At 74.1% G+C, this 23,137-nt stretch carries 2 protein-coding genes; both read right to left on the bottom strand.

Annotation, left to right across the window (positions count from 1 at the left end; all coding sequences use genetic code 11):
- Positions 1 to 14 precede the first annotated feature (14 nt).
- The gene (locus PV734_RS03480) at positions 15 to 14,447 is read right to left on the bottom strand and encodes a type I polyketide synthase (protein WP_319288727.1); all 14,433 of its coding nucleotides are present in this window, start codon (positions 14,445 to 14,447) and stop codon (positions 15 to 17) included.
- A 101-nt stretch (positions 14,448 to 14,548) separates the two neighbouring features.
- Positions 14,549 to 23,137, bottom strand: coding sequence for a type I polyketide synthase (locus PV734_RS03475; protein WP_319288726.1), 8,589 nt, complete (start codon positions 23,135 to 23,137; stop codon positions 14,549 to 14,551).

The raw sequence follows: 23,137 nt of genomic DNA, 5'->3' as shown, positions 1-23,137 counted from the left end.
CGTCGCGACGCTCCTCAGGCCATTCCGAAGTTGTTGTCAAGAAGGTCGAACAGTTCGTCGGCGCTGGCCGAGCCGATGACGTCGGCGTCCGCCGGTCCGTCCTGCGGCGCGGTGCGCCCGGCCCAGACCCGTACGAGGTTCTGCAGCCGCGCGCCGATGTCGTCGGCGCCCCCGGCGCGGGGGTCGGCGGCCGTCAGAGCCGCCTCCAGCGCCTGGAGTTCGGCCAGCGCGGGGGTGGCCGGCCCTGGTCGGCCGTACAGACCGTCGTACAGGTGGTCGGCGAGGTCGGTGGGGGTGGGATGGTCGAACACCACGGTCGCGGCGATGGCGACGCCGGTCGCCGTGCGCAGCCGGTTGCGGAACCGCACGGCGAGCATCGAGTCGAACCCGACGGCGGAGAACGCCTGGTCGGCGGGGACGGCCTGGCGGCCGGTGTGGCCGAGGACGGCGGCGGCGTGGTCGCGGACCAGGTCCAGCAGCAGTCGGCGCCGGGCGGGTTCGTCCAGCGGTGCGAGGCGGCCCGCGAGTTCGGTGGCCGCGCCGTCCGACCCGTCGGCGGCCTCGCCGGAGGCGCCTGTGGCGGCGGTCGCCTCCGGCAGCTCGCTGAGCAGCCGGAGCGCGCGGGGGTCGGGCACGGCGGCCACGATGCGGTCCCAGCGGACGTCGGCGAGGATCGCGGCGGGTTCGTCGTGGTCCAGGGACCACTGCAGTGCCGCGGTGACCGTGTCCGCCTTGAGCGGGCCTTCCGCCGCCTCGGCGCCGACGGGCACGGGTTCCTGTCCGCCGAGTGCGAGGGTGACCCAGTGCTGTCCCTCGTCGCGGCGGCTGCGGGCAAGGGCTTCGAGGGCGGCGTACGCGCTGCCGGCGGCGCCCCTGCGGGCGGCCCCCCAGACGGCGCTCAGCGGGAACAGTACGGCGACGGAGTCCGGGGCCGGATGTCCGTCGAGCAGGGCGTCGAGGTCGAGCACCGGGCCGAGGGCGGAGCGCAGGGCCTTGTCCAGGTTCTCGGGGGTGAGTTCGGCGAGCGAGGCCCCGGGATCGCGGGCGCGGGCGAGGTGGACGACGGTCGTGAGCGGTGCGTCGTCGCCCCCGTCGGCCAGCGACGCGGCCAGTGCCTCCCGGCCGACGGGCAGCGTCAACTCGGCTCCCAGTGAGGCGAGTTCGTGACGCAGGGCGGTCAGGGAGCCCTGGTCCGGGGTCGGGTCGCCGTGCAGGACGATGCGCAGGGCGCCCCGCCGGGCCAGCCGGCGGGCGATGTCCGGGCCCAGTGTCCCGGTGTCGCCGGTGATCAGGGCGGTGCCCCCGGCCGGGGTCCGGTCGCGGCGTGTCGGCGCGTTCGTGGCCGGGGCGTGGACCAGTCGGCGCGCGTGGGCGCCGGTGGGCCGTACGGCGACCTGGTCCTCCTCGTAGCCGCCCGCGAGAAGGGCGGCGAGGCGGCGTACGTCGTCGGGGCCCGGAGCGGGGGGCAGATCGGCGATGCCGCCCCAGCGTTGCGGCTGTTCCAGCCCGATTACCCGGCCGAGCCCCCAGAGCTGGGCACCGCCCGGGCGGACGAGCCGTTCCTCGGGGCGGACCGCGACAGCGCCGCCGGTGACGCACCACAGCGGGGTGTCGATCCCGAGTGCGTCCAGAGCTCTCAGCAGTTCGAGGGTCGCGGCGGTTCCGGCGAGCACCAGGGACCCTTCCGCGGCCGGACGTTCGTCCAGGGCGAGCAGGGACAGCACACCGGAGGGCGGGAGGGGTGTGTCCGCGACGGCTGCGGCGAGGTCCTGCGCCGTACGGGCGGCATCGCTCGCGTCGACGGTGACCGTACGGGTCCGCGCGCCACCGAGGCGCAGCGCGTCGTGGCATGCGCCGACGAGCGGGTCGTCGGCGTACCGCTCGGGTACGACGAGGAGCCAGTCGCCGTGGAGGGGTGCGGGGGGCGGGTCGGCCACCGGCTGCCAGCGGACGCGATAGCCGAGGGTCTGTACGGCGTCCTGGTCGAGCCGGGCGCGGCGCCAGCCGGACAGCACGGGCAGGACCTCGCGCAGCGCCGGGGCGAAGCCGTCCGGTGTGCGGTCGGCGTCGGCTCCGAGGGCTGCGACGAGCCCGGCAGGGTCCTCGCTGTCCACCGCCGCCCAGAAGCGGTCCTGTGCGGCGTCCGTACGCCCGGCCGCGGTCGCCGTCCGCACGGTACGGCCCGGCGTGGGCAGCCAGAAACGGGTCCGCTGGAAGGCGTAGGTGGGCAGCGCGACGCGGCGGGCGCCGGGCACGGTCCGGTCCAGGACGTCCGGCCAGGTCACCTCCGCGCCGACCGTCCAGGCCTCGGCGAGCGAGGCGAGGAACCGCGCGGGGCCGCCGTCGTCGCGGCGAAGTGTCCCGACGGCGGTGACGGTCCGGCCGGCTTCGTCCGCGGTTCCCTCGACACCTGCGGTGAGGACGGGGTGCGGGCTCATCTCGACGAAGAGGTCGTATCCGGTGTCGAGCAGGTGGGTGGTGGCCCGCACGAACTCGACGGGTTCGCGCAGGTTCCGGTACCAGTAGTCGGCGGTCAGCAGCGCTCCGTCGAGGGGCTCGCCGGTCACCGTGGAGTACAGCGGTGTCCCGCCGGTGTGCGGCCGTACGTCGGCCAGGGCGGCGAGGAGGTCGTCGCGGACCCCGGCCACCTGGGCCGAGTGCGCCGCGTAGTCGACCGGGATGCGCCGGGCCCGTACCCCATCGGCCTCGCAGGCCGTGAGCAGGTCCGTCAGGGCGGCCGGTTCCCCGGCGACCACCACCGCGTCGGGTCCGTTCACCGCGGCCACGCACACGCGGTCGCCGTGGGGCGTCAGCAGGGCGCGGGCCCGGTCCTCGGAGACGGCGAGGGACACCATGCCGCCGGCCCCGGCCAGCGCGACGAGGGCCCGGCTGCGCAGGGCGACGACCTTGGCGCCGTCCTCCAGCGACAGCGCCCCCGCCACCACCGCCGCCGCGATCTCACCCTGACTGTGCCCCACCACCGCCGACGGCTCCACACCGCACGACCGCCACAACGCCGTCAACGACACCATCACGGAGAACAACACCGGCTGCACCACATCCACCCGGTCCAACGACGCCGCCCCGACCTCATCGCGCAGCACAGCGGTCAACGACCAGTCCACATACGGCGACAGCGCACGCTCACACTCCGCCACACACGCCGCGAACACAGGAGCGGAATCGAGCAGCCCCACCGCCATCCCCACCCACTGCGAACCCTGACCCGGGAAGACGAAGACAGTCCGGCCGCCGCTGCGGGCGTGCCCCTCGACGGCGCCGGACGCCGCCTGCCGGCCGGCCAGGTCGGACAGGGCGCCCAGCAGTTCCGTACGGTCGCTTCCGACGACGACGGCGCGATGCGGGAAGGCGGACCGGGTGCTCGCCAGGGAGTGGGCGACATCGCCCGGTTCCAGTTCGGGCCGTTCGGTGAGATGGGCGTGCAGCCGTGCGGCCTGCTCGCGCAGGGCCGTCGCCGAGCGGGCGGACAGGAGCCAGGGCAGCACGGGCGACGGCTGCGCGCCGCTCGGGCCGGCATCGGACGGGAAGCCGGAGGTACCCGGGGCGTCGGTCCCCGCGTCGCTCGGGTCGGTCGTCTTCGTTGACGCGCCCGGGACCACGACGGCCGGACGTGTACCGGTCGCTTCGGTGTCCTGCGGGGCGGCTTCCTCCAGGACCACATGCGCGTTGGTGCCGCTCATGCCGAATGCCGAGACCGCGGCACGGCGGGGGCGGCCCGCCGTCTGCCAGGGGCGGGCCCGGGTTAGGAGCCTGACGGCTCCTCCGGACCAGTCGACCCGGGTGGTGGGGTCGTCGGCGTGCAGGGTCCTGGGCAGCAGCCCGTGCCGCATGGCCAGCACGGTCTTCATCAGTCCGGCCACGCCCGCCGCGGCCTGGGTGTGGCCGAGGTTGGACTTCAGGGAGCCCAGCCAGAGCGGGCGGTCCGCGGGGCGTTCCCGGCCGTACGTCGCCAGCAGCGCCTGTGCCTCGATCGGGTCGCCGAGGACGGTGCCGGTGCCGTGCGCCTCGACCAGGTCGACGTCGGTGGTGGTGAGGCCCGCGTGGGCCAGCGCCTGGCGGATCACCCGTTGCTGGGCGAGGCCGTTGGGGGCGGTGAGCCCGTTGCTGGCGCCGTCCTGGTTGACGGCCGTACCCCGGACGACGGCGAGGACGGGATGCCCGAGGCGTCGGGCGTCGGAGAGCCGCTCGACCAGGATCATTCCGGCGCCCTCGCCCCAGCCGGTGCCGTCGGCGCCGTCGGCGAAGGAACGGCAGTGGCCGTCGGGCGACAGTCCTCCCTGCTTGCTGAACTCGACGAACACGTCCGGGGCGGCCATCACGGCGGCTCCGCCGACGAGCGCGAAGGAGCAGTCGCCGGAGCGCAGCGCCTGGCCTGCGAGGTGCAGCGCCACCAGCGAGGATGAGCAGGCCGTGTCGAGGGTGACCGCCGGGCCCTCGATGCCGAGCGTGTAGGCGATCCGGCCGGAGGCCACGCTGGTGACGTTGCCGCTGAGCAGATGTCCTTCGACTCCGTCGGACGGGGTGCCGGGACCGGTGCCGTAGCCCTGGGAGGCGACGCCGACGAAGACCCCGCCCCGGCTGCCGCGGACCGACAGCGGGTCGATCCCGGCCCGTTCGAGGACTTCCCATGAGGTTTCCAGGAGCAGCCGCTGCTGGGGGTCCATGGCGAGCGCCTCACGGGGCGAGATCCCGAAGAACCCGGCGTCGAAGTCGCCGGCGCCGTCGAGGAATCCCCCGCCGGAGGTGTAGAAGGTGCCCGGCCGGCCCGGGTCGGGGTCGTACAGCGCGTCGAGGTCCCAGCCGCGGTCGGCGGGGAAGGCGCCGATGGCGTCCACCTCGTCGGTGACCAGCCGCCACAGGTCCTCCGGGGTGCGCGCGCCCGCGGGGAAGCGGCAGGCCATCGCGACCACCGCGAGGGGGTCGTCGGCAGTCGTGGGCCGAGGCTCGGGGGTGTCCCGGCCGGCGGCGGGCCGGGCGGTGCCCGCGAGGCCGTCGCGGATGTGCCGGGCGAGGTCGGTCGCCGTGGGGTGGTCGAAGAGCGCGGTGACGGGCAGACCGAATCCGGTGCCGGTGACGAGGCGGTTGCGCAGTTCGACGGCGGTGATGGAGTCGAAGCCGATGTCGCGCAGGGGCCGGTCGGGGTCGACCCGCTCGGCCGAGGTGTGGCCGAGGATCGCCGCCGCCTCGGTGGTGATCAGTTCGACGAGGAGCCGGTCGCCCTCCGACTCGGGCAGGGCCGTGAGCCGGTCGCGCCACTGGCCGGCCTGGTCGGTCGACGCGGCCGAGATGTTCTCGGTGGGCGTCGCCACCGACGCCTCGGCGGCTTCGGGCAACGACCGCAGCAGTCGGCTGGGGCGCCCGGAGGTGAAGACCGGGACGAACCGCCGCCAGTCGATGTCGGCGACGACCACATGGGTGTCCCGCGCGTCCAGCGCCCGGCGCAGCGCGGTCAGCGCCTCCTCGGGTCGCAGGCCGACGAGTCCGTGGCGGCGCAGCCCGGCGCCGGCGTCGCCGTCGGCCATCCCGGTGCCCTCCCAGGGGCCCCAGGCAACGGAGAGCGCGGTGCGCCCGCGTGCCCTGCGCCGGGCGGCGAGGGCGTCGAGGTGGGCGTTGGCGGCGGCGTAGGCGGCCTGGCCGCCGCTGCCCCAGGTGCCGGCGATGGAGGAGAACAGGACGAAGGCGTCGAGCGGTTCGTCGGCGAGGAGTTCGTCGAGGTGGTCGGCGCCGTCGGCCTTGGCCGCCAGTTCCGTGCGGAGCAGTTCCGGTGTGCAGTGCTCGGTGCGGGTGTCGGAGACGGTGCCCGCGGCGTGGAAGACCGCGCTCGGGGTGTCCCCGGCCGCCCGGAGCCGGTCGAGAAGGGCGGCGATCTCGGCCCGGTCGCCGATGTCGCAGGCGGCCAGGGTTACCCGGGCGCCGGTCTGCTCCAGTTCGGCGGCGAGCGTCGCCGCCCCGGGAGCGGCGGGTCCTTGCCGTCCGGCCAGCACCAGGTGCCCGGCACCCTCCCGGGCCAGCCAGCGGGCGACGTGACGGCCGATTCCGCCGGTGCCGCCAGTGACCAGGACGGTGCCGTCGGGACGTACGCCGGTGACGGACCGTAGGCCGTCGTCGGGGGCGGCGGGGCCGTCCGCCCCGACAGAGTGCGCGCCCGCCGTGACGCGAGCGGCCGGGACCAGCCGTCGGCCGAACAGGCCGGAGGGGCGGACGGCGATCTGGTCCTCACCCGCCGGCCCGGCCGTGGTGTCGGCGTCGCCCGCGCTTGCCAGGCAGGCGCACAGCCCGCGCAGCGCGGCGGGGTCGAGCCGCTCGGGCAGGTCCACCAGGCCGCCCCAGCGGTCGGGATGCTCCAGGGCGGCGACCCTGCCAAGCCCCCACACACGGGCCTGGGCGGGGGTCGGCGGCGCGTCCTGTCCCGCCTGGACCGCGCCCGAGGTCACGCACCACAGGCGGGCCCGGCCATCGGTGTCCCCGAGGGCCTGGAGGAGGGTCAGGGTGAGCGCGAGTCCCGCGCCGAGCGGCTCGTGGTGCGGGTCGGGCCGGTCGGTGAGGGCCAGCAGGGAGATCACTCCGGCGGCCCCGGCCGGGAGCCGCTCGGCCAGCTCCACGCGCCCGGTGCCGGCACCGACTCGGATGACGGACACGTCGGCGCCGTGCTCCGCGAGGGCCCGCTCGACCGCGGCGGCCGTCTCGGTGACGGCGGGGTCGTCCGGCACCGCAAGGAGCCAGGTGCCGGACAGGCGGGGGCGGGCGGGCACCCCCAGGGGCTGCCAGTCGATGCGGTACCGGTGCCGGGCGGCGGCCGACTCGTCGTCCCGCCGCGCGCGCCAGGCGGACAGCGCCGGCAGTACGTCACCCAGTGACGCCGCCTCGTCGAGGCCCAGCAGCGAGGCGACCGAGGGGACGTCGGCGGTGCCGACCAGGTCCCAGAAGGTGTCGGAGCCGTCGGGGCCGCTCGTGCTCCTGCCTTCGGCCGGGCGCGGCCAGAACCGCTCGTGCTGGAAGGGGTAGGTGGGCAGGTCGACATGCGGGTCCGGCACCTCCCGGCGACCGGCGGACCAGTCGACGGGTACCCCGCGGACGTGCAGCCGGGCCAGGGCCGCGACGACGGCGGGCCCCTCCGGCTGCCGCTTGGGCAGCAGCGGGATCGCCGCCACGGCGGACACGCCGGGGCCGTCCGCCGGCAGACAGGCCGGCACCAGGGCGGAGAGCACTCCGCCCGGCCCGGCCTCCAGAAACGTCGTCGCCCCCTCGGCCACCGACTGCCGTACGCCGTCCATGAACCGCACCGTGCCGCGCACCTGCCGCACCCAGTAATCCGGGGAGCACAACTCGGCGGCGGAGGCGGGCGCACCGGTCAGGTCGGAGACGAGGGGGATGCGGGGCTCCGCGTAGGACAGGCCCTCGGCCACCTCGCGGAAGGCGTCGAGCATGCCGTCCGTCCGGGCGGAGTGGAACGCGTGGCTGACGGGGAGCCGCCGGGTCCTGAGTCTCTGGCGGCGGAACTCCTCGGCCGCGACCAGCACAGTCTCCTCGTCACCGCTGATCACGGTGGCCGTGGGGCTGTTGACGGCGGCGACGCAGGCCGTGCCGCTGTCGGCCAGGTCGCCGAGGACGCGCAGGACATCGTCCTCGCCGGCCTCGACGGCCACCATGGCGCCGCCTTCGGGTAGTTCGTCCATCAGCCGGCCGCGCGCGGCGACCAGCGTGCAGGCGTCGGCCAGGTCCCAGACGCCGGCGACGTGCGCGGCGGCCAGTTCGCCGACCGAGTGGCCGATCAGGAGGTCCGGTACGACTCCCCGGTGGCCCAGCAGCCGGAACAGCGCCACCTCCAGGGCGAACAGCGCGGGCTGGGTGTACCGGGTGCGATTCAGCAGCAGGGCCTGCTCGGTGCCCTCCGCGGCGAACAGGATGGCGCGCAACGGGACATCGAGATGAGGGGCGAGGTGGGCCAGTACCTCGTCGAGGGCGTCGGCGAACACCGGCTCGTCGCGGTACAGCCCAGCCCCGGCGGCGGCGCGCTGACTGCCCTGCCCGGGGAAGAGGAACACGGTACGTCCGGGCGTCGCGAGGCCGGTGACCAGTTCCGGGGCGGGTGATCCGGCGGCCAGCGCCGCCAGCGCACGGCGGGCGATCGTCTCGTCGTGCCCGGGTACCGCGGCCCGCTGCTCCAGCGCGGCCCGGCCACGGGCGAGGGCCAGGGCCACGTCGGGCAGCGGGGTGCCGGGGTGCGTGTCGAGGTGGTCGAGCAGCCGGGCGGCCTGGGCGCGCAACGCGGCGGGGGTGCGGGCGGAGAGCAGCAGCGGCAGCGTCCCGGCCCGGGACGGGCGGGCTCGGCCATCGGCCCCGTTCACGGGCTCGTCGGTGTCCGTCTCACGCCGGTCGGCCGTACCCGTAGCCGCACCGCCCGCGCCTACGCCCGTGCCCGTGCCCGTGCCGGAAGTGTCCCGGGTCTGCTCGTGCTCGTGCACGACCGGTGCCTGCTCGACGATCACGTGGGCGTTGGTCCCGCTGATGCCGAACGACGAGACTCCCGCCCGGCGTGGCCGGCCGGTCTCCGGCCAGGGGGTGGGCTCGGTGAGCAGCCGCAGGCCCGCCGTGTCCCAGTCGATGTGTGTGCTGGGGTCGTCGGCGTGCAGGGTCCGGGGCAGTTCGGCGTGCCGGATGGCGAGCACCATCTTGATGACGCCGGCGACGCCGGCAGCCGCCTGGGTGTGACCGATGTTGGACTTGACCGAGCCCAGCCACAGCGGCCCGTCGGCCGTCCGTCCGTTCCCGTACACGGCCTGGAGGGCCTGGGCCTCGATGGGGTCGCCGAGCCGGGTGCCGGTGCCGTGGGCCTCGACGGCGTCGATCTCGGCGGCCGTGACCCGGGCGTCGGTGAGCGCGGCCCGGATGACCCGCTGCTGTGCCGGTCCGCTGGGCGCGGTCAGGCCGTTGCTGGCGCCGTCCTGGTTGACGGCGGTGCCGCTGAGCACCGCGAGCACCCGGTGGCCGTGGCGGCGGGCGTCCGAGAGTCGCTCCAGGAGCAGCATTCCGACGCCCTCGGCCCAGCCGGTGCCGTCGGCGGAGGCGGCGAACGCCTTGCAGCGGCCGTCCGGCGCCAGTCCGCGCTGGCGGCTGAACTCCACGAACAGCTTGGGTGTGCTCATGAGGGTGACACCACCGGCCAGTGCCTGTGCGCACTCGCCGCGGCGCAGCGCCTGGGCGGCCAGGTGCAGGGTCACCAGTGACGAGGAGCATGCGGTGTCCACGGTCAGGGCGGGCCCGTCCAGGCCCAGTTCGTAGGAGATCCGCCCGGACATCACGCTGGCGGTGTTGCCCGTCATGATGTGCCCCTCGGACACCCCGGGCGCGCCGTCGAGGGTGGCGGGGTAGTCCTGGCCGTTGGTGCCGACGAACACGCCGACCGGACGGCCACGCAGCGAGGTCGGGGCGATTCCGGCGTGTTCGACGGTCTCCCAGCAGGTTTCCAGGAGCAGCCGCTGCTGCGGGTCCATGGCCAGCGCCTCGCGGGGTGAGATCCCGAAGAAGGCGGCGTCGAAGCCGCCGGCGTCGTGCAGGAATCCGCCGCGTCGGCTGTAGGTGGTGCCGGGCCGGTCGGGGTCCGGGTCGTAGAGGCCCTCGGTGTCCCAGCCCCGGTCCAGTGGCCAGTCGGCGATGACGTCTCGTCCCTCGGAGAGCAACTGCCAGTAGGCGTCCGGGCCGTGGACGGCACCGGGGAACCGGCAGCCGACTCCGATGATCGCGATCGGGTCGTCGTCGGCCGGCCCGGCGGGGAGGGCCGGTCGGTCTTCGAAAGCCCGTGCTTCGGGGCCGGACGGGGCGAGTTCGGCGAGGAGGTGGGCGGCGAGTGCCTGTGGTGTCGGGTGGTCGAAGAGCAGGGTGGTGGGCAGTCGCAGTCCGGTGGCCGCGCCGAGCCGGTTGCGCAGTTCCACCGCGGTGAGGGAGTCGAAGCCGAGTTCGGCGAACGCGCGGCCGGAGGCGATGTCGGTGGCGGCACCGTGGCGCAGGACCGTCGCGGCGTGGGTGCGGACGAGGTCGGTGATGTGGCGGGCCCGCTCGGCGGCCGGCAGCGCGGCCAGCTGTCCGCCCACACCTTCGTCCGGTTCGGCCCGTTCCGGTGCAGGTGTGCCAGGGGCGACGGCGCCCGGCAGGCTGCTCAGCAGTGCCGTGGAGCGCAGGCCGACGGCCGCGCGGTAGCGCTGCCAGTCGACGTCCGCGACGACACACAGCTCGTCGCGGTCCGCGAGGGCAGCGGTCATGGCGCGGACGGCCGCCGTGGGTTCCATGGGGCTGATGCCGAGGCGGCGCAGCCGGTCGGCGATCGCGTCGTCGACCATGCCGCCGCCCGCCCAGGCGCCCCAGGCGACAGAGGTGCCCGGCAGTCCCGCGGCCCGGCGTTCGGCGACCAGTGCGTCGAGGGCGGCGTTGGCGGCGGCGTAGTTGCCCTGGCCCGCGCTGCCGAGGACGCCCATGAAGGAGGAGAACATGACGAAGTCGGTCAGGCCGAGACCGTCGGTGACCTCGTGCAGGGCACGGGCCGCGGTGACCTTGACGCGCATCAGGGTGGCGAGGCGTGCCGGGTCGAGGGCGTCGAGAGTGCCGTCGTCGAGGACTCCGGCGGCGTGGACGACCGTGCTGAGGGGCTCCTCTTCGGGGATCGCGGCGACGACCGCCGCCAGTTGCGCGCGGTCGGCGGCGTCACAGGCGGCGACTGTCACCCGCGCGCCGAGCGCCGTGAGTTCGGCGCACAGCTCGTCCGTGCCGGGGGCCGCCGGTCCGCGACGGCTGAGCAGCAGCAGGTGGGTCGCCCCCTGTCCGGCCAGCTCCCGGGCGACCTGGGCACCCACTCCGCCGGTGCCACCGGTGATCAGTACGGTGCCACCGGCGACACGGCCTGCGGCACGGCCCCCGGGCTTCACCGGCAGCACACGGCGGCCGTACGCACCGGCGGAACGAACGGCGACCTGGTCCTCGTCGGTGACGGCGGCGAGCACCGCGCAGAGCCGGTCCCCCGCCCGCTCGTCGAGTACGACGGGCAGGTCGACGAGGCCGCCCCAGGTGTCGGGGCGTTCCAGCGCGACGGTTCGGCCCAGTCCGGCGACGGCGGCCTGCACGCTCTGCCCGGTGCGTTCGCCCCCTCCGACGGCCGCCAGGCCTCGGGTGGCGCACCACAACGGGACCTGCGTCCCGGTGTCGCCGAGCGCCTGTACCAGGGCGAGCGTCAGCGAGAGTCCGGCGGGCACGTCGGGTTGGGCGGGGTGCGGGCGGACCTCCTCGGCCAGCAGCGAGAGCACGCCCGCCACGGACTCCTCGGCCGACGCGGCACGCACAGCGGCGGCGAGCGATTCCCGGTCCTGGTCGAGGCCGGAGACGACGAGGGGGACCGGTTCGGCACCGGCCGCCGTCAGCGCGGCCAGTACGTCCGCGCCTGCGGCGCTGTCCGGCGCCGGGAGCGCGACGAGCCACCGCCCGGACAGCTGTGCCCTCGGGGCGAGTGTCAGCGGGCGCCAGCCGACGCGGTGGCGCCAACTGTCGGCGCGCTGTCCCCGTATCCGCTCGGTGCGCCACGCTGTCAGGGCGGGCAGCACCGCGCCCGCCGCGTCCGGGTCGACGCCCAGGGCGTCGGCGAGGGCCGCGGAGTCCTGGTCCTCGATCTCCTGCCACAGCGTGTCGTCGGCCGGGGCGTCGGAGCGCGCTGCCTGTGGCGACTCCAGCCAGTAGCGGCGGCGCTGGAACGGGTAGGTGGGCAGGTCCACCAGCTGGGCGCCGGTGTCCGCGTAGGCGGACTTCCAGTCGACGGGGAGGCCGCGTACGAAGGCCTCGCCGAGCGCGTGACGCAGGCGCCGCAGTCCGCCCTCACCGCGCCGGAGGGTGCCGAGTACGGCGGCGTCGTGGCCCGTCTCCTGGACGGTCTCCTCGATGGCCATGGTGAGGACGGGGTGCGGGCTGACCTCGACGAATCCGGTGTGGCCTGACTCCGCGAGGGTGCGGACGGCCGGTGCGAACGCCACGGTGGCCCGCAGGTTGCGGTACCAGTACTCGGCGTCCATCGTCGCGGTGTCCAGCCAGCCCCCGTCCTCCACGGTGGAGTACAGCGGCACTTGGGCGACCGTGGGCCGCAGCCCGGCCAGGGCGTCCAGGAGCGCCCCGCGGATCTCCTCCACATGGGCGGAGTGGGAGGCGTAGTCCACGTCGATACGCCGGGCCCGTACGCCCTCCGCGGCACAGTGCGTCAGCAGCGCGTCCAAGGCGTCGGGGTCTCCGGACACCACCCCGGCGGACGGGGCGTTGGCGGCGGCGATCGACAGCCCGGGCCGGTCGGCGAGGAGGTCCGTCAGACGGTCGTACGGGAGGGCCACGGAGACCATGCCGCCGCGTCCGGCGAGAACTCCCAGCGCCTGGCTGCGCAGGGCGACCACCTTGGCCCCGTCCTCCAGGGACAGCGCGCCCGCCACCACAGCGGCGGCGATCTCACCCTGCGAGTGCCCCACGACGGCGTCCGGTACGACACCGAACGACCGCCACACCTCCGCCAGCGACACCATCACCGCGAACAACGCGGGCTGCACCACATCGACCCGGTCCCACGCGCTGCCCGAGCGCACGGCATCCAGCAACGACCAGTCCACGAAGGGAGCGAGCGCCCGCTCGCACTCCCCCATCCGCGCCGCGAACACCGGCGACTCGTCCAGCAACTCCCCTGCCATACCGGCCCATTGGGAACCCTGACCGGGAAAGACGAACACGACAGGTCCGGTGGCGGTTGCCTCTCCCTCCACCACGTCAGCACCGGGCGCCCCGGTGGCGAGTGCCGCGAGCCCCTCCTCCATCGTGCGCCGGTCCCCGCCGACCACCGCGCGCCGGTCGAACAGCGAACGGGAGGTGAGGAGGGAGAATCCGAGGTCGCGCGCGGCGGGCCCGGCGGGGTCCCGGAGGAGGGGGAGCAGCCGGCGCGCCTGGTCGCGCAGGGCGTCCGGGGTGCGGGCGGAGAGCACCAGCGGCAACGGGAAGGCGTCGGGGGCGGGGCTCGCGGATGAGTCCGAGTGCGCGGCAGGCTCCGGGGGTGCTTCTTCGAGGATGAGGTGGGCGTTGGTGCCACTGATCCCGAACGACGACACCCCGGCCCGACGCGGACGCCCCTCGACCGCCACCCACTCCCGCTGCTCCGTCAGCAACTCCACGCCACCCGAAGCCCAGTCCACGAGCGGCGTCGGTTCATCGACGTGCAACGTCCTTGGCAACGCGCTCTGCTGAAAGGCCATCACCATCTTGATGACACCGGCCACCCCGGCAGCGGCCTGCGCATGCCCGATATTCGACTTCAACGACCCCAACCACAGCGGCCGTTCAACCGGACGCTCCCGCCCATACGTCGCCAGCAGCGCCTGCGCCTCGATCGGATCCCCCAACCGAGTCCCCGTCCCATGCGCCTCCACCACATCCACATCACCCGCCACCACACCCGCCGACGACAACGCCGCCCGGATCACCCGCTCCTGCGCCGGCCCACTCGGCGCCGTCAACCCATTGCTCGCCCCGTCCTGATTCACCGCACTGCCACGCACCACCGCCAGCACCCGATGACCATTCCGACGCGCATCCGACAACCGCTCCAAAACCAGCAGCCCCACACCCTCCGCCCACCCCGTCCCCCCGGCCGACGCCGCGAACGAACGACACCGACCGTCCACCGACAACCCCCGCTGCCGCGAAAACTCCACAAACGTCCCCGGCGACGACATCACCGTCACCCCACCCGCCAACGCCAGCGAACACTCCCCCGCCCGCAACGACGACACCGCCAGATGCACCGCCACCAACGACGACGAACACGCCGTATCCACCGTCACCGCAGGACCCTCGAACCCCAACGAAAACGCCACCCGACCCGACAGCACACTTCCCGCGCCACCCGTCAGCCGCTGGCCGTCGACGCCTCCGGCGGGTATGTGCAGCGGGGGTCCGTAGTCGTGGTACATGATTCCGGCGAAGACTCCGGTGCGGCTGCCACGGAGCGTGTGGGGATCAATGCCCGCCCCCTCCACCGCCTCCCACGCCGACTCCAACAACAACCGCTGCTGCGGATCCATCGCCAACGCCTCACGCGGCGAAATACCGAAGAACTCCGCATCGAACTCCGCCGCCCCATACAAAAACCCGCCATGCCGCGTATACGACGTCCCCGGCCGATCCGGATCCGCGTCGTACAACCCCTCCACATCCCAACCCCGGTCCACCGGAAACCCCGACACACCATCCCGCCCCGCCTCGACCAACTCCCACAACTCCGACGGCGAACCCACCCCACCCGGCAACCGACACGCCATCCCCACCACCGCCACCGGCTCACCCACACCGGCCTGGAGCTGACGGTTCTCGCGGCGGAGCCGTGCGGTCTCCTTGAGGGCGTCCCTGAGTGCCGCCACGACGGTCGCGTCAGGGGCGGGCGAAGGGGTCGACGACGAAGGTGAGGAGGCTGTCGAAGAAGAGGGCGTTCGGGTCATGAGCTTCCTTCTCCCGGTGCTGTTCAGGACTCGATGCCTTCGCGGGCCATACGGACCAGCTCCGCCACATCCATGGCGTCGATCAGTTCCTCCTCGGCGACCAGCGCCTCCGCTGCCTCCGCGCGGGCCCCTGTTCGCCCGTCCTGCGTGTCCGCAGCCGTGCCGGTGGCTGTGTCCGTGTCCGTGTCGGGGAAGAGTTCGGCCCGCAACCGCACGGCCAGCGCGGTGGGTGTCGGGTGGTCGAACACGACGGTGGCGGACAGCCGCAGTCCGGTCGCCCTGCGGAGCCGGTTGCGCAGTTCGACGGCGCTGAGGGAGTCGGCGCCGAGTTCTTTGAAGGTCCGGCGCGTGTCGACGTTCTCCGCGCGGTCGTAGTTGAGGACGGTGGCGGCCTCGGTCCGCACCAGGGCGAGCAGTTGCTTCTCCTGGGCGGTCGTGTCGAGTCCGACGAGCCGGGCCACCAGACGGTCGCCGGGGGCTTCGGCGGACGTGCCCGGCCCTGTCGTACCCGGAGTGGACGCCGGGACGAGCCCTCGCAACAAGGGGGGTAGGCCCGGTCCCGCGGTCCGTAGTGCCGCGGTGTCGAGGGCCAGTGGCACGGGGCAGGCGTCGCCGGATGCCAGCGCGGTGTCCAGGAGCCGCAGCCCCTGGTCGGGGGTGAGCGCGTGGATGCCCACGCGGGCGAACCGGCGGCGGTCGGCGTCGCCCAGCCCGGCCGCCATGCCGCCCTCCGCCCACGGGCCCCAGGCCAGTGAGGCGGCCGCGAGGCCACTGGCCCGCCGGTGGTGTGCCAGGGCGTCCAGGAAGGTGTTGGCCGCAGCGTAGTTGGCCTGTCCCGCGCCGCCGAGGAGTCCCTGTACGGAGGAGAAGAGGACGAAGGCGGTCAGGTCGAGTTCGCGGGTGAGGTCGTGCAGGTGCCGGGCGGCGTCCGCCTTCGGTCGGAGTACCGAGGCGAGGCTCTCGGGTGTGAGGGCGTCGAACACGCGGTCGTCGAGGACACCGGCCGCGTGCACCACGGCCGTCAGCGGGTGGTCGGCGGGCACGGTGTCGAGCAGTGCCGCCAGCGCCGTACGGTCGGCGACGTCACAGGCGGCGACGGTGACCCTGGCCCCCGACTCGGACAGCTCCGCTCGCAGTTCGGTAACGCCCGGGGCCGCGTCGCCGCGTCGGCCGACGAGCAGCAGATCACGTACGCCGTGCTCGGTGACCAGGTGACGGGCCACGGCGGCGCCCAGTGCCCCGGTCGCGCCGGTGATCAGTACGGTGCCGTCGGCCCGCCACGGTGTCTCGGCCGGCCCGGGCGTGGAGGCGCGGGTCAGGCGGGGGACGAGTACGCGTCCGGCGCGGAGGGCCAGTTGGGCTTCGCCCCCGGCTTCCGCGGTGGCGAGGGCTGCCGTCAGTGTCCGCCGGGAGGCGGGTACGTCGTCGAGGTCGAGCAGGGTGATCCGGTCGGGGTGCTCGGTCTGCGCCGAGCGGACGAGCCCCCAGACAGAGCTGTGTCCCAGGTCGGGCACGTCCTCGTCAGGCCCGGTGGCGATGGCGCCCCGGGTGACGACAACCAGACGGGAGGCGGCGAAACGCTCGTCGGCCAGCCAGCCCTGCGCCAGGGCCAGAGCACGCCCGGCCGCGTGCACGGCGTTCGTGCCGTCCGCGCGATCCGCACCTTCCGGGGCGGGGCCGGTCAGCGGGGCCAGGACGACGCTCGGGGCGTCTGCCTCACTGCCACTCCCCTCACGTCCCTCGGCCAGCTCGGTGAGGTCCTGGTACGTATCGGCCACCGTCGACGGTTCGATCAGGCCGGCCAGTTCCTGCGGCTCCCCGACGGCCGCCCACCGGCCCGGGAACACCTCGGGGTGGGAACCGACGGAGTCGGGCAGCGGAACCCACTCCACCCGGAAGAGCGGGTCGCGCCCACCGCGCCGAGCCGCCCGGAGCTGCTCCGCGGTGACGGGCCGCCGCGACAGCGTGCCGATCGACGCCACCGTACGACCGGCCGCGTCGGCGAAGGTGATGGTGACCGCGTCGGGGCCGGCGGGTGCCAGTCGTACGCGCGCCGCCGTGGCCCCGGCCGTGTCCAGGCGCACCGCGCTCCACGCGAAGGGCAGGCGGGTGCCCTCGCCACCGGGCAGCGCGCCGAGTTCGATGGCATGCAGGGCGGCGTCGAGCAGCGCGGGGTGCAGTCCGTACCCGGCCGCGGGGTCGACCTGCTCCTCGGGGAGGGCCAGTTCGGCGAAGACCTCCGTGCCACGACGCCACGCGTTGCGCAGTCCGCGGAACGCGGGGCCGTAGTCGAAGCCCTGGGCGGCGAGCGACTCGTACCAGCCGGTCAGGTCCACCTCCTGGGCATCCTCCGGGGGCCAGTTCGTCAACGCGTCGGAATGGGCGTCGGTCGGGGCGCCGTCGGCCCGGGCGAGCACCCCGCTGGCGTGCAGCGTCCAGTCACCGCCGTCCGCCTCTCCGCCGCCCCCGCGGGCCGGTGCCGCCGCGGGGCGGGTGTGCACGGTGACGGACCGCCGACCGTCGGCATCGGCGCCCGCCACCTGGACCTGAAGCTCGACGGCGCCCTCGTCGGGCAGTTCCAGCGGCGCCTGCAGGGTCAGTTCGTCCAGCAGTTCGCAGCCGGTACGGCGAGCGGCGTGCAGGGCCAGTTCCACGAGCCCGGCGCCGGGAAAGAGCACGGTTCCGAGGACGGTGTGGTCGGCGAGCCACGGATGGGTCTCCAGGGACAGCCGCCCGGTCAGCAGGAGCGTGTCGGAGTCCGCCGGTCGCACGGCGGCACCGAGCAGGGGATGACCGCCGGCGCCGAGCCCCAGCGCGGGCGCGTCCGAAGCGGTGAGCGGGCCGGCGGCCGGCCAGTAGCGCCTGCGCTGGAAGGCGTAGGTGGGCAGGTCGACGCGGCGGGCTCCCGTACCGGCGAACACGGCCGCCCAGTCGGGGCCGGTGCCTCGTACGTGGAGCCGGGCGAGTCCCTCCGCGAGGGTCCGGTCCTCGGGGTGGTCACGCCGCAGCAGGGGGACGAACTCCGCCCGCGTGTCCTCGTGTTCGTGTTCGTCCTCGGGGAGACAGTCCCGGCCCATGGCGGTCAGTACGGCGTCCGGTCCGATCTCCAGGAACGTCGTGACCCCGTCCGCCCGCAGGGCCCGTACGACGTCGGCGAACCGCACTGTCTCCCGGACGTGCCGGGTCCAGTGGTCCGTCTGCCGCGCGCCGTCCGGGGAAACGGTCTCCGGCCCGGCGCCGGCTCGCCCTGCCATGGCCGACAGGAGGGGTACGGCGGGTTGCGACAGGCCGAGGCCCCGGGCCACTTGGCGGAACTCGTCGAGCATGGGGTCCATGCGTGGTGAGTGGAAGGCATGACTGACCCGCAGCCGCCTGGTCCTGCGGCCGCGCGCCGCCAGCACGGCGGCGATCTCCATGACCGCGTCCTCGTCCCCGGAGAGTACGCAGGAGAGCGGGCCGTTGACTGCGGCGAGCGCGGCCTGCTCCTCCCTGCCGCGCAGCAGTTCGGCGATCTCCTGCTCGGGCGCCTGGACGGAGACCATGGCGCCGCCTTCGGGCAACGCGTCCATCAGCCGGCCCCGTTCGGAGACCAGTGTCACCGCGTCGGACAACGACAGCATCCCGGCGGCGTGAGCAGCCGCCAGTTCGCCGACCGAGTGTCCGGCCACCCGGTCCGGGTGCACACCGAGGTGTTCGACGAGCCGGAAGAGGGCCATCTCGACGGCGAACAGGCCGGCCTGGGTGAACACGGTGCGGTCCAGCAGGGTGGCTTCCGGCGAGCCCTCCGCGGCGAAGACGACGTCGCGCAGCGGCCGGCCGAGGCGGTCGCCGAACTCGTCGAAGATCTCGTCCAGCGCCTCGGCGAACACGGGGAAACGTGCGTGGAGTTCGCGTCCCATGCCCACACGCTGGCTGCCCTGCCCGGTGAAGAGGAACGCCGTCTTCCCGCCGTTCGGCACACCCTGCGGGACACGGGACGGCGGCTCGCCGTCCGCCAACGCCGTCAGTTCCGCGAGCATGCGGTCCGGGTCGTCGCCGACGACCACCGCACGATGTTCCAGGGCCGCACGTGTGGTGGCCAGCGAGAAGCCGACATCCGCGATCCGGGCCCGTGGCGTCGCGGTCAGGTGTGCGCTCAACCGCCGTGCCTGTGCCCGCAGAGCCTGCTCGGTACGGCCGGACAGCGGCCACAGGACCGTCCCGGGAGAAGGTGCGGGTTCCGCGTCGGGTATGGGGTCGGGGTCTGGGGGCGCTTCTTCCAGAATGAGGTGGGCGTTGGTGCCGCTGATCCCGAACGACGACACCCCGGCCCGACGCGGACGTCCCTCGACCGCCTCCCACTCCCGCTGCTCGGTCAACAGCTCGACACCGCCCGACGCCCAGTCGACATGAGGGGTGGGCTCATCCACGTGCAAGGTCCGCGGCAGCACCCCGTGCCGCATCGCCTCGACCATCTTGATGACACCGGCCACCCCGGCAGCGGCCTGCGCATGCCCGATATTCGACTTCAACGACCCCAGCCAGAGCGGCCGTTCAACCGGACGCTCCCGCCCATACGTCGCCAGCAGCGCCTGCGCCTCGATCGGATCCCCCAACCGAGTCCCCGTCCCATGCGCCTCCACCACATCCACATCACCCGCCACCACACCCGCCGACGACAACGCCGCCCGGATCACCCGCTCCTGCGCCGGCCCACTCGGCGCCGTCAACCCATTGCTCGCCCCGTCCTGATTCACCGCACTGCCACGCACCACCGCCAGCACCCGATGACCATTCCGACGCGCATCCGACAACCGCTCCAAAACCAGCAGCCCCACACCCTCCGCCCACCCCGTCCCCCCGGCCGACGCCGCGAACGAACGACACCGACCGTCCACCGACAACCCCCGCTGCCGCGAAAACTCCACAAACGTCCCCGGCGACGACATCACCGTCACCCCACCCGCCAACGCCAGCGAACACTCCCCCGCCCGCAACGACGACACCGCCAGATGCACCGCCACCAACGACGACGAACACGCCGTATCCACCGTCACCGCAGGACCCTCGAACCCCAACGAAAACGCCACCCGACCCGACAGGACGCTCGCCGCGCCACCCGTCAGCCGCCGGCCCTCGGAGGAGTCGGGGAGAGTGCCGCCGGTGCCGGAGTCCCTGAAGGTGAAGGTGCCTGCGAAGACTCCGGTGCGGCTGCCACGGAGCGTGTGGGGATCAATGCCCGCCCCCTCCACCGCCTCCCACGCCGACTCCAACAACAACCGCTGCTGCGGATCCATCGCCAACGCCTCACGCGGCGAAATACCGAAGAACTCCGCATCGAACTCCGCCGCCCCATACAAAAACCCGCCATGCCGCGTATACGACGTCCCCGGCCGATCCGGATCCGCGTCGTACAACCCCTCCACATCCCAACCCCGGTCCACCGGAAACCCCGACACACCATCCCGCCCCGCCTCGACCAACTCCCACAACTCCGACGGCGAACCCACCCCACCCGGCAACCGACACGCCATCCCCACCACCGCCACCGGCTCACCCACACCGGCCGGCTGGTGTGGGTCAGGGCCCGGTGTCTCGTCCTCGGCCGAGTTCCGCACGTACCGGATCAGTGCCTCGGGTGTCGGGTGGTCGTAGATCAGGGTGCTGGGCAGGCGTGTGCCGGTGGCCCGGCTGAGGAGGTCGCTCAGTTCGACGCCCATGACGGAGCTGAAGCCGAGTTCGTTGAAGGAGGCGCCGACCGGCACCGCGTCGGCGGAGTCATGGCCGAGGACGCGGGCGACGTGCGTACGTACCAGGTCGGCCGGTTCCGGGCGTCGGCCGGCGTCGGCCGTGGCCGGGCGGGCTGTCGTCGCGGACGCTGCCGGGACTTCCGGGGTTTCGGGGCCGCCGAAGGGGGTCCGGCCGTCGGACAGTTGCGGGAGCCGCGCGCCGTCCGTGTCCAGCCAGTACGGCCGCCGCTGGAAGGCGTAGGTGGGCAGGGCGACCCGACGGGCGCGTGGGGAGGCGAGCACCCGGTCCAGAACCGCGGGAACACCGCTGATGTGCAGCTCCGCGAGTGCGGTGACGAGGGTGGACACCTCGTCACGGTCCGCCCGGACGGCGGGCACGAAGACCTGGTCGGCGCCGTCGGGCGCGCAGTCGCGGGCCATGGTGGACAGCACCGCGTCGGGCCCGATCTCCAGGTGGAAGGTGATGCCGCGCGCCTGCAGGGTCCTGACTCCGTCCAGAAAGCGGACGGCGTGGCGGGCGTGGCGGACCCAGTGGGCCGGCGAGCGGAGTTCGTCGTCGGTGGCGGCCCTGCCGGTCAGGTTGGAGACGACGGGGATGTGCGTTGGCCGGTAGGTGAGGCTCTCGGCGACCTGGCGGAAGTCGTCGAGCATGCCGTCCATGTGCGGCGAGTGGAACGCGTGGCTGACGCGCAGCCGCCTGGTCCTTCGGCCCCGGTCGCGCCACTGCCGGGCGAGGCGGAGCACCGCGTCCTCGTCGCCGGAGAGGACGGTCGAGGCCGGCCCGTTGACCGCGGCGACGGCGAGCCGGTGCTCCCGCCCGTCCAGGTCGGGGCGCAGTTCCGCCTCGGACGCCTGGACGGACACCATGGCGCCGCCTTCGGGCAGTCCCTGCATCAGCCGGCCGCGGGCCGCGACGAGCGCGCAGGCGTCGGGGAGGTCCCACACACCGGCCGCGTGCGCCGCGACCAGTTCGCCGACGGAGTGGCCCAGCACGGCGTCGGGCTTCAGTCCCCAGTGCTCCAGCAGCCGGTGGAGGGCGCTCTCGAAGGCGAAGAGCGCCGGCTGGGTGTAGACGGTTCGGTCGAGCAGTGCGGCGTCGGGGGTGCTGTCGCCGGCGAGGATCAGGTCTCGCAGTGGCCGGTCGAGGAAGCGGTCCAGTTGCTCACAGGCCGCGTCGAAGGCGTCAGCGAACACGGGGTACGCGGCGTGGAGCGAGGCTCCCATGCCGGAGCGCTGGCTGCCCTGCCCGGTGAACAGGAAGGCGAGGCCCCCCGCGCGGGCGCTGCCTTCCAGTACGCGCGCCGCGGGGCGTCCGTCGGCGAGGGCCCCGATCGATGCGAGCAGGTCGTCCCGGTCCACGGCGAGGACGGCCGCGCGTCGGGTGAAGTGGGTGCGGGTCGCGACACAGGAGTACGCGATCTCACCGGGCGCGAGTTCGGGGCGCTCGACGAGATGGCGCAGCAGTCGGGCCGCCTGGGCGCGCAGGGCGGGTTCGTCGCGGCCGGAGAGGGTCACGGGGACGGGCAGCGTGGCGGTGGACGGGTCGGGCTCCACGACGGGTGTGCCGCGCCCGCACCAGTCCGACAGCACCAGGTGGCAGTTGGTGCCGCCCATGCCGAAGGAACTCACCCCGGCCGTCCGGGGCAGGTCGTCGTGCGGCCAGGGGGCGAGTTCCCGCTGGACGGTGAGGTTGAGGCGGTCCAGGGGCAGTGCGGGGGGCGCGGCGGTGAAGTTGAGGCTGGGCGGAAGGGCCTGGTACTCGATGGACAGGATCACCTTGAGCAGGCCCACTGCACCGGCCGCGGCTTCCAGATGGCCGACGTTGGTCTTGGCGGAGCCGACCGCCAGTGGCCGGCCGGGCGTCCTCGCGGTACCGAGCGCCGCGCCGAGGGCGGCCGCCTCGACGGGGTCGCCGGCCTTCGTCCCGGTGCCGTGCAGTTCGACGTACTGCACCTGGTCGGGTTCCGTCCCGGCCCGGCGGTGGGCAAGCTCGATCACCTCGCGCTGGGCGCTCTCGTCGGGCACGGTGAGCCCGGTGGAGGCGTTGCCGGCGTTGTTCACGGCACCGCCGAGGATCAGGCACCGGATGGAATCGCCGTCGGCGATCGCCCGGTCGAGGGTTTTGAGTACGACCAGTGCGCCGCCCTCTCCCCTCACGTAGCCGTTGGCCCGTGCGTCGAAGGTGTGGCACCGTCCGTCCGGAGAGAGGGCCCCGGAGCCGGCGGCTACGAGTGCGGCGTCCAGGGCGAGGTTGAGGTTGACGCCGCCGGCCACGGCCGCGGTGCAGTCACCGGCGCGCAGGCTCTCGCAGGCCAGTTGGACTGCCACCAGCGAGGAGGACTGGCCGCAGTCGACGGTCTGGCTGGGTCCTCGGAGCGCGAGAGCGTGCGAGAGCCGGTTGGCGATCATGGTGCGCTGCGTTCCGACCGCCGTGTGCCGCGTGATCCCTGCGGCGCCGAGCCGGGCGCGCAGGATGGCGTAGTCGTCGGCGGTGGCTCCGACGAACACGGCGGTCGAGCTGCCTGCCAGGGTGGCGGGGACGGTGCCGGCGTGTTCCAGTGCCTCCCAGCCGAGTTCCAGCACGAGACGCTGCTGCGGGTCCATGGCCGTGGCCTCGCGTGGGGAGATACCGAAGAAGGCGGCGTCGAAGAGGTCGGCCCGGTCGAGGAAACCGCCCCAGCGCACACGTTCCGCGTCCGGCGCGTCGGCGGCCGCGGCGACCTCGCCCGCGTCCCAGCGTTCGGGCGGCGCCTCGGTGATCGCGTGCCGACCCGCGGCGAGCAGCCGCCAGAAGGTCTCCGGATCGGGTGCGCCGGGCAGCCGGCAGGAGTAACCGATGACCGCAATGGCCGTCCGCGGATCGACTCCGTCCTTATAAGACAT

The sequence above is a fragment of the Streptomyces sp. AK08-02 genome, from assembly GCF_033795085.1.
In the GTDB taxonomy this organism is placed as follows: domain Bacteria; phylum Actinomycetota; class Actinomycetes; order Streptomycetales; family Streptomycetaceae; genus Streptomyces; species Streptomyces echiniscabiei.
This window is presented reverse-complemented; position numbering and strand designations above follow the sequence as displayed.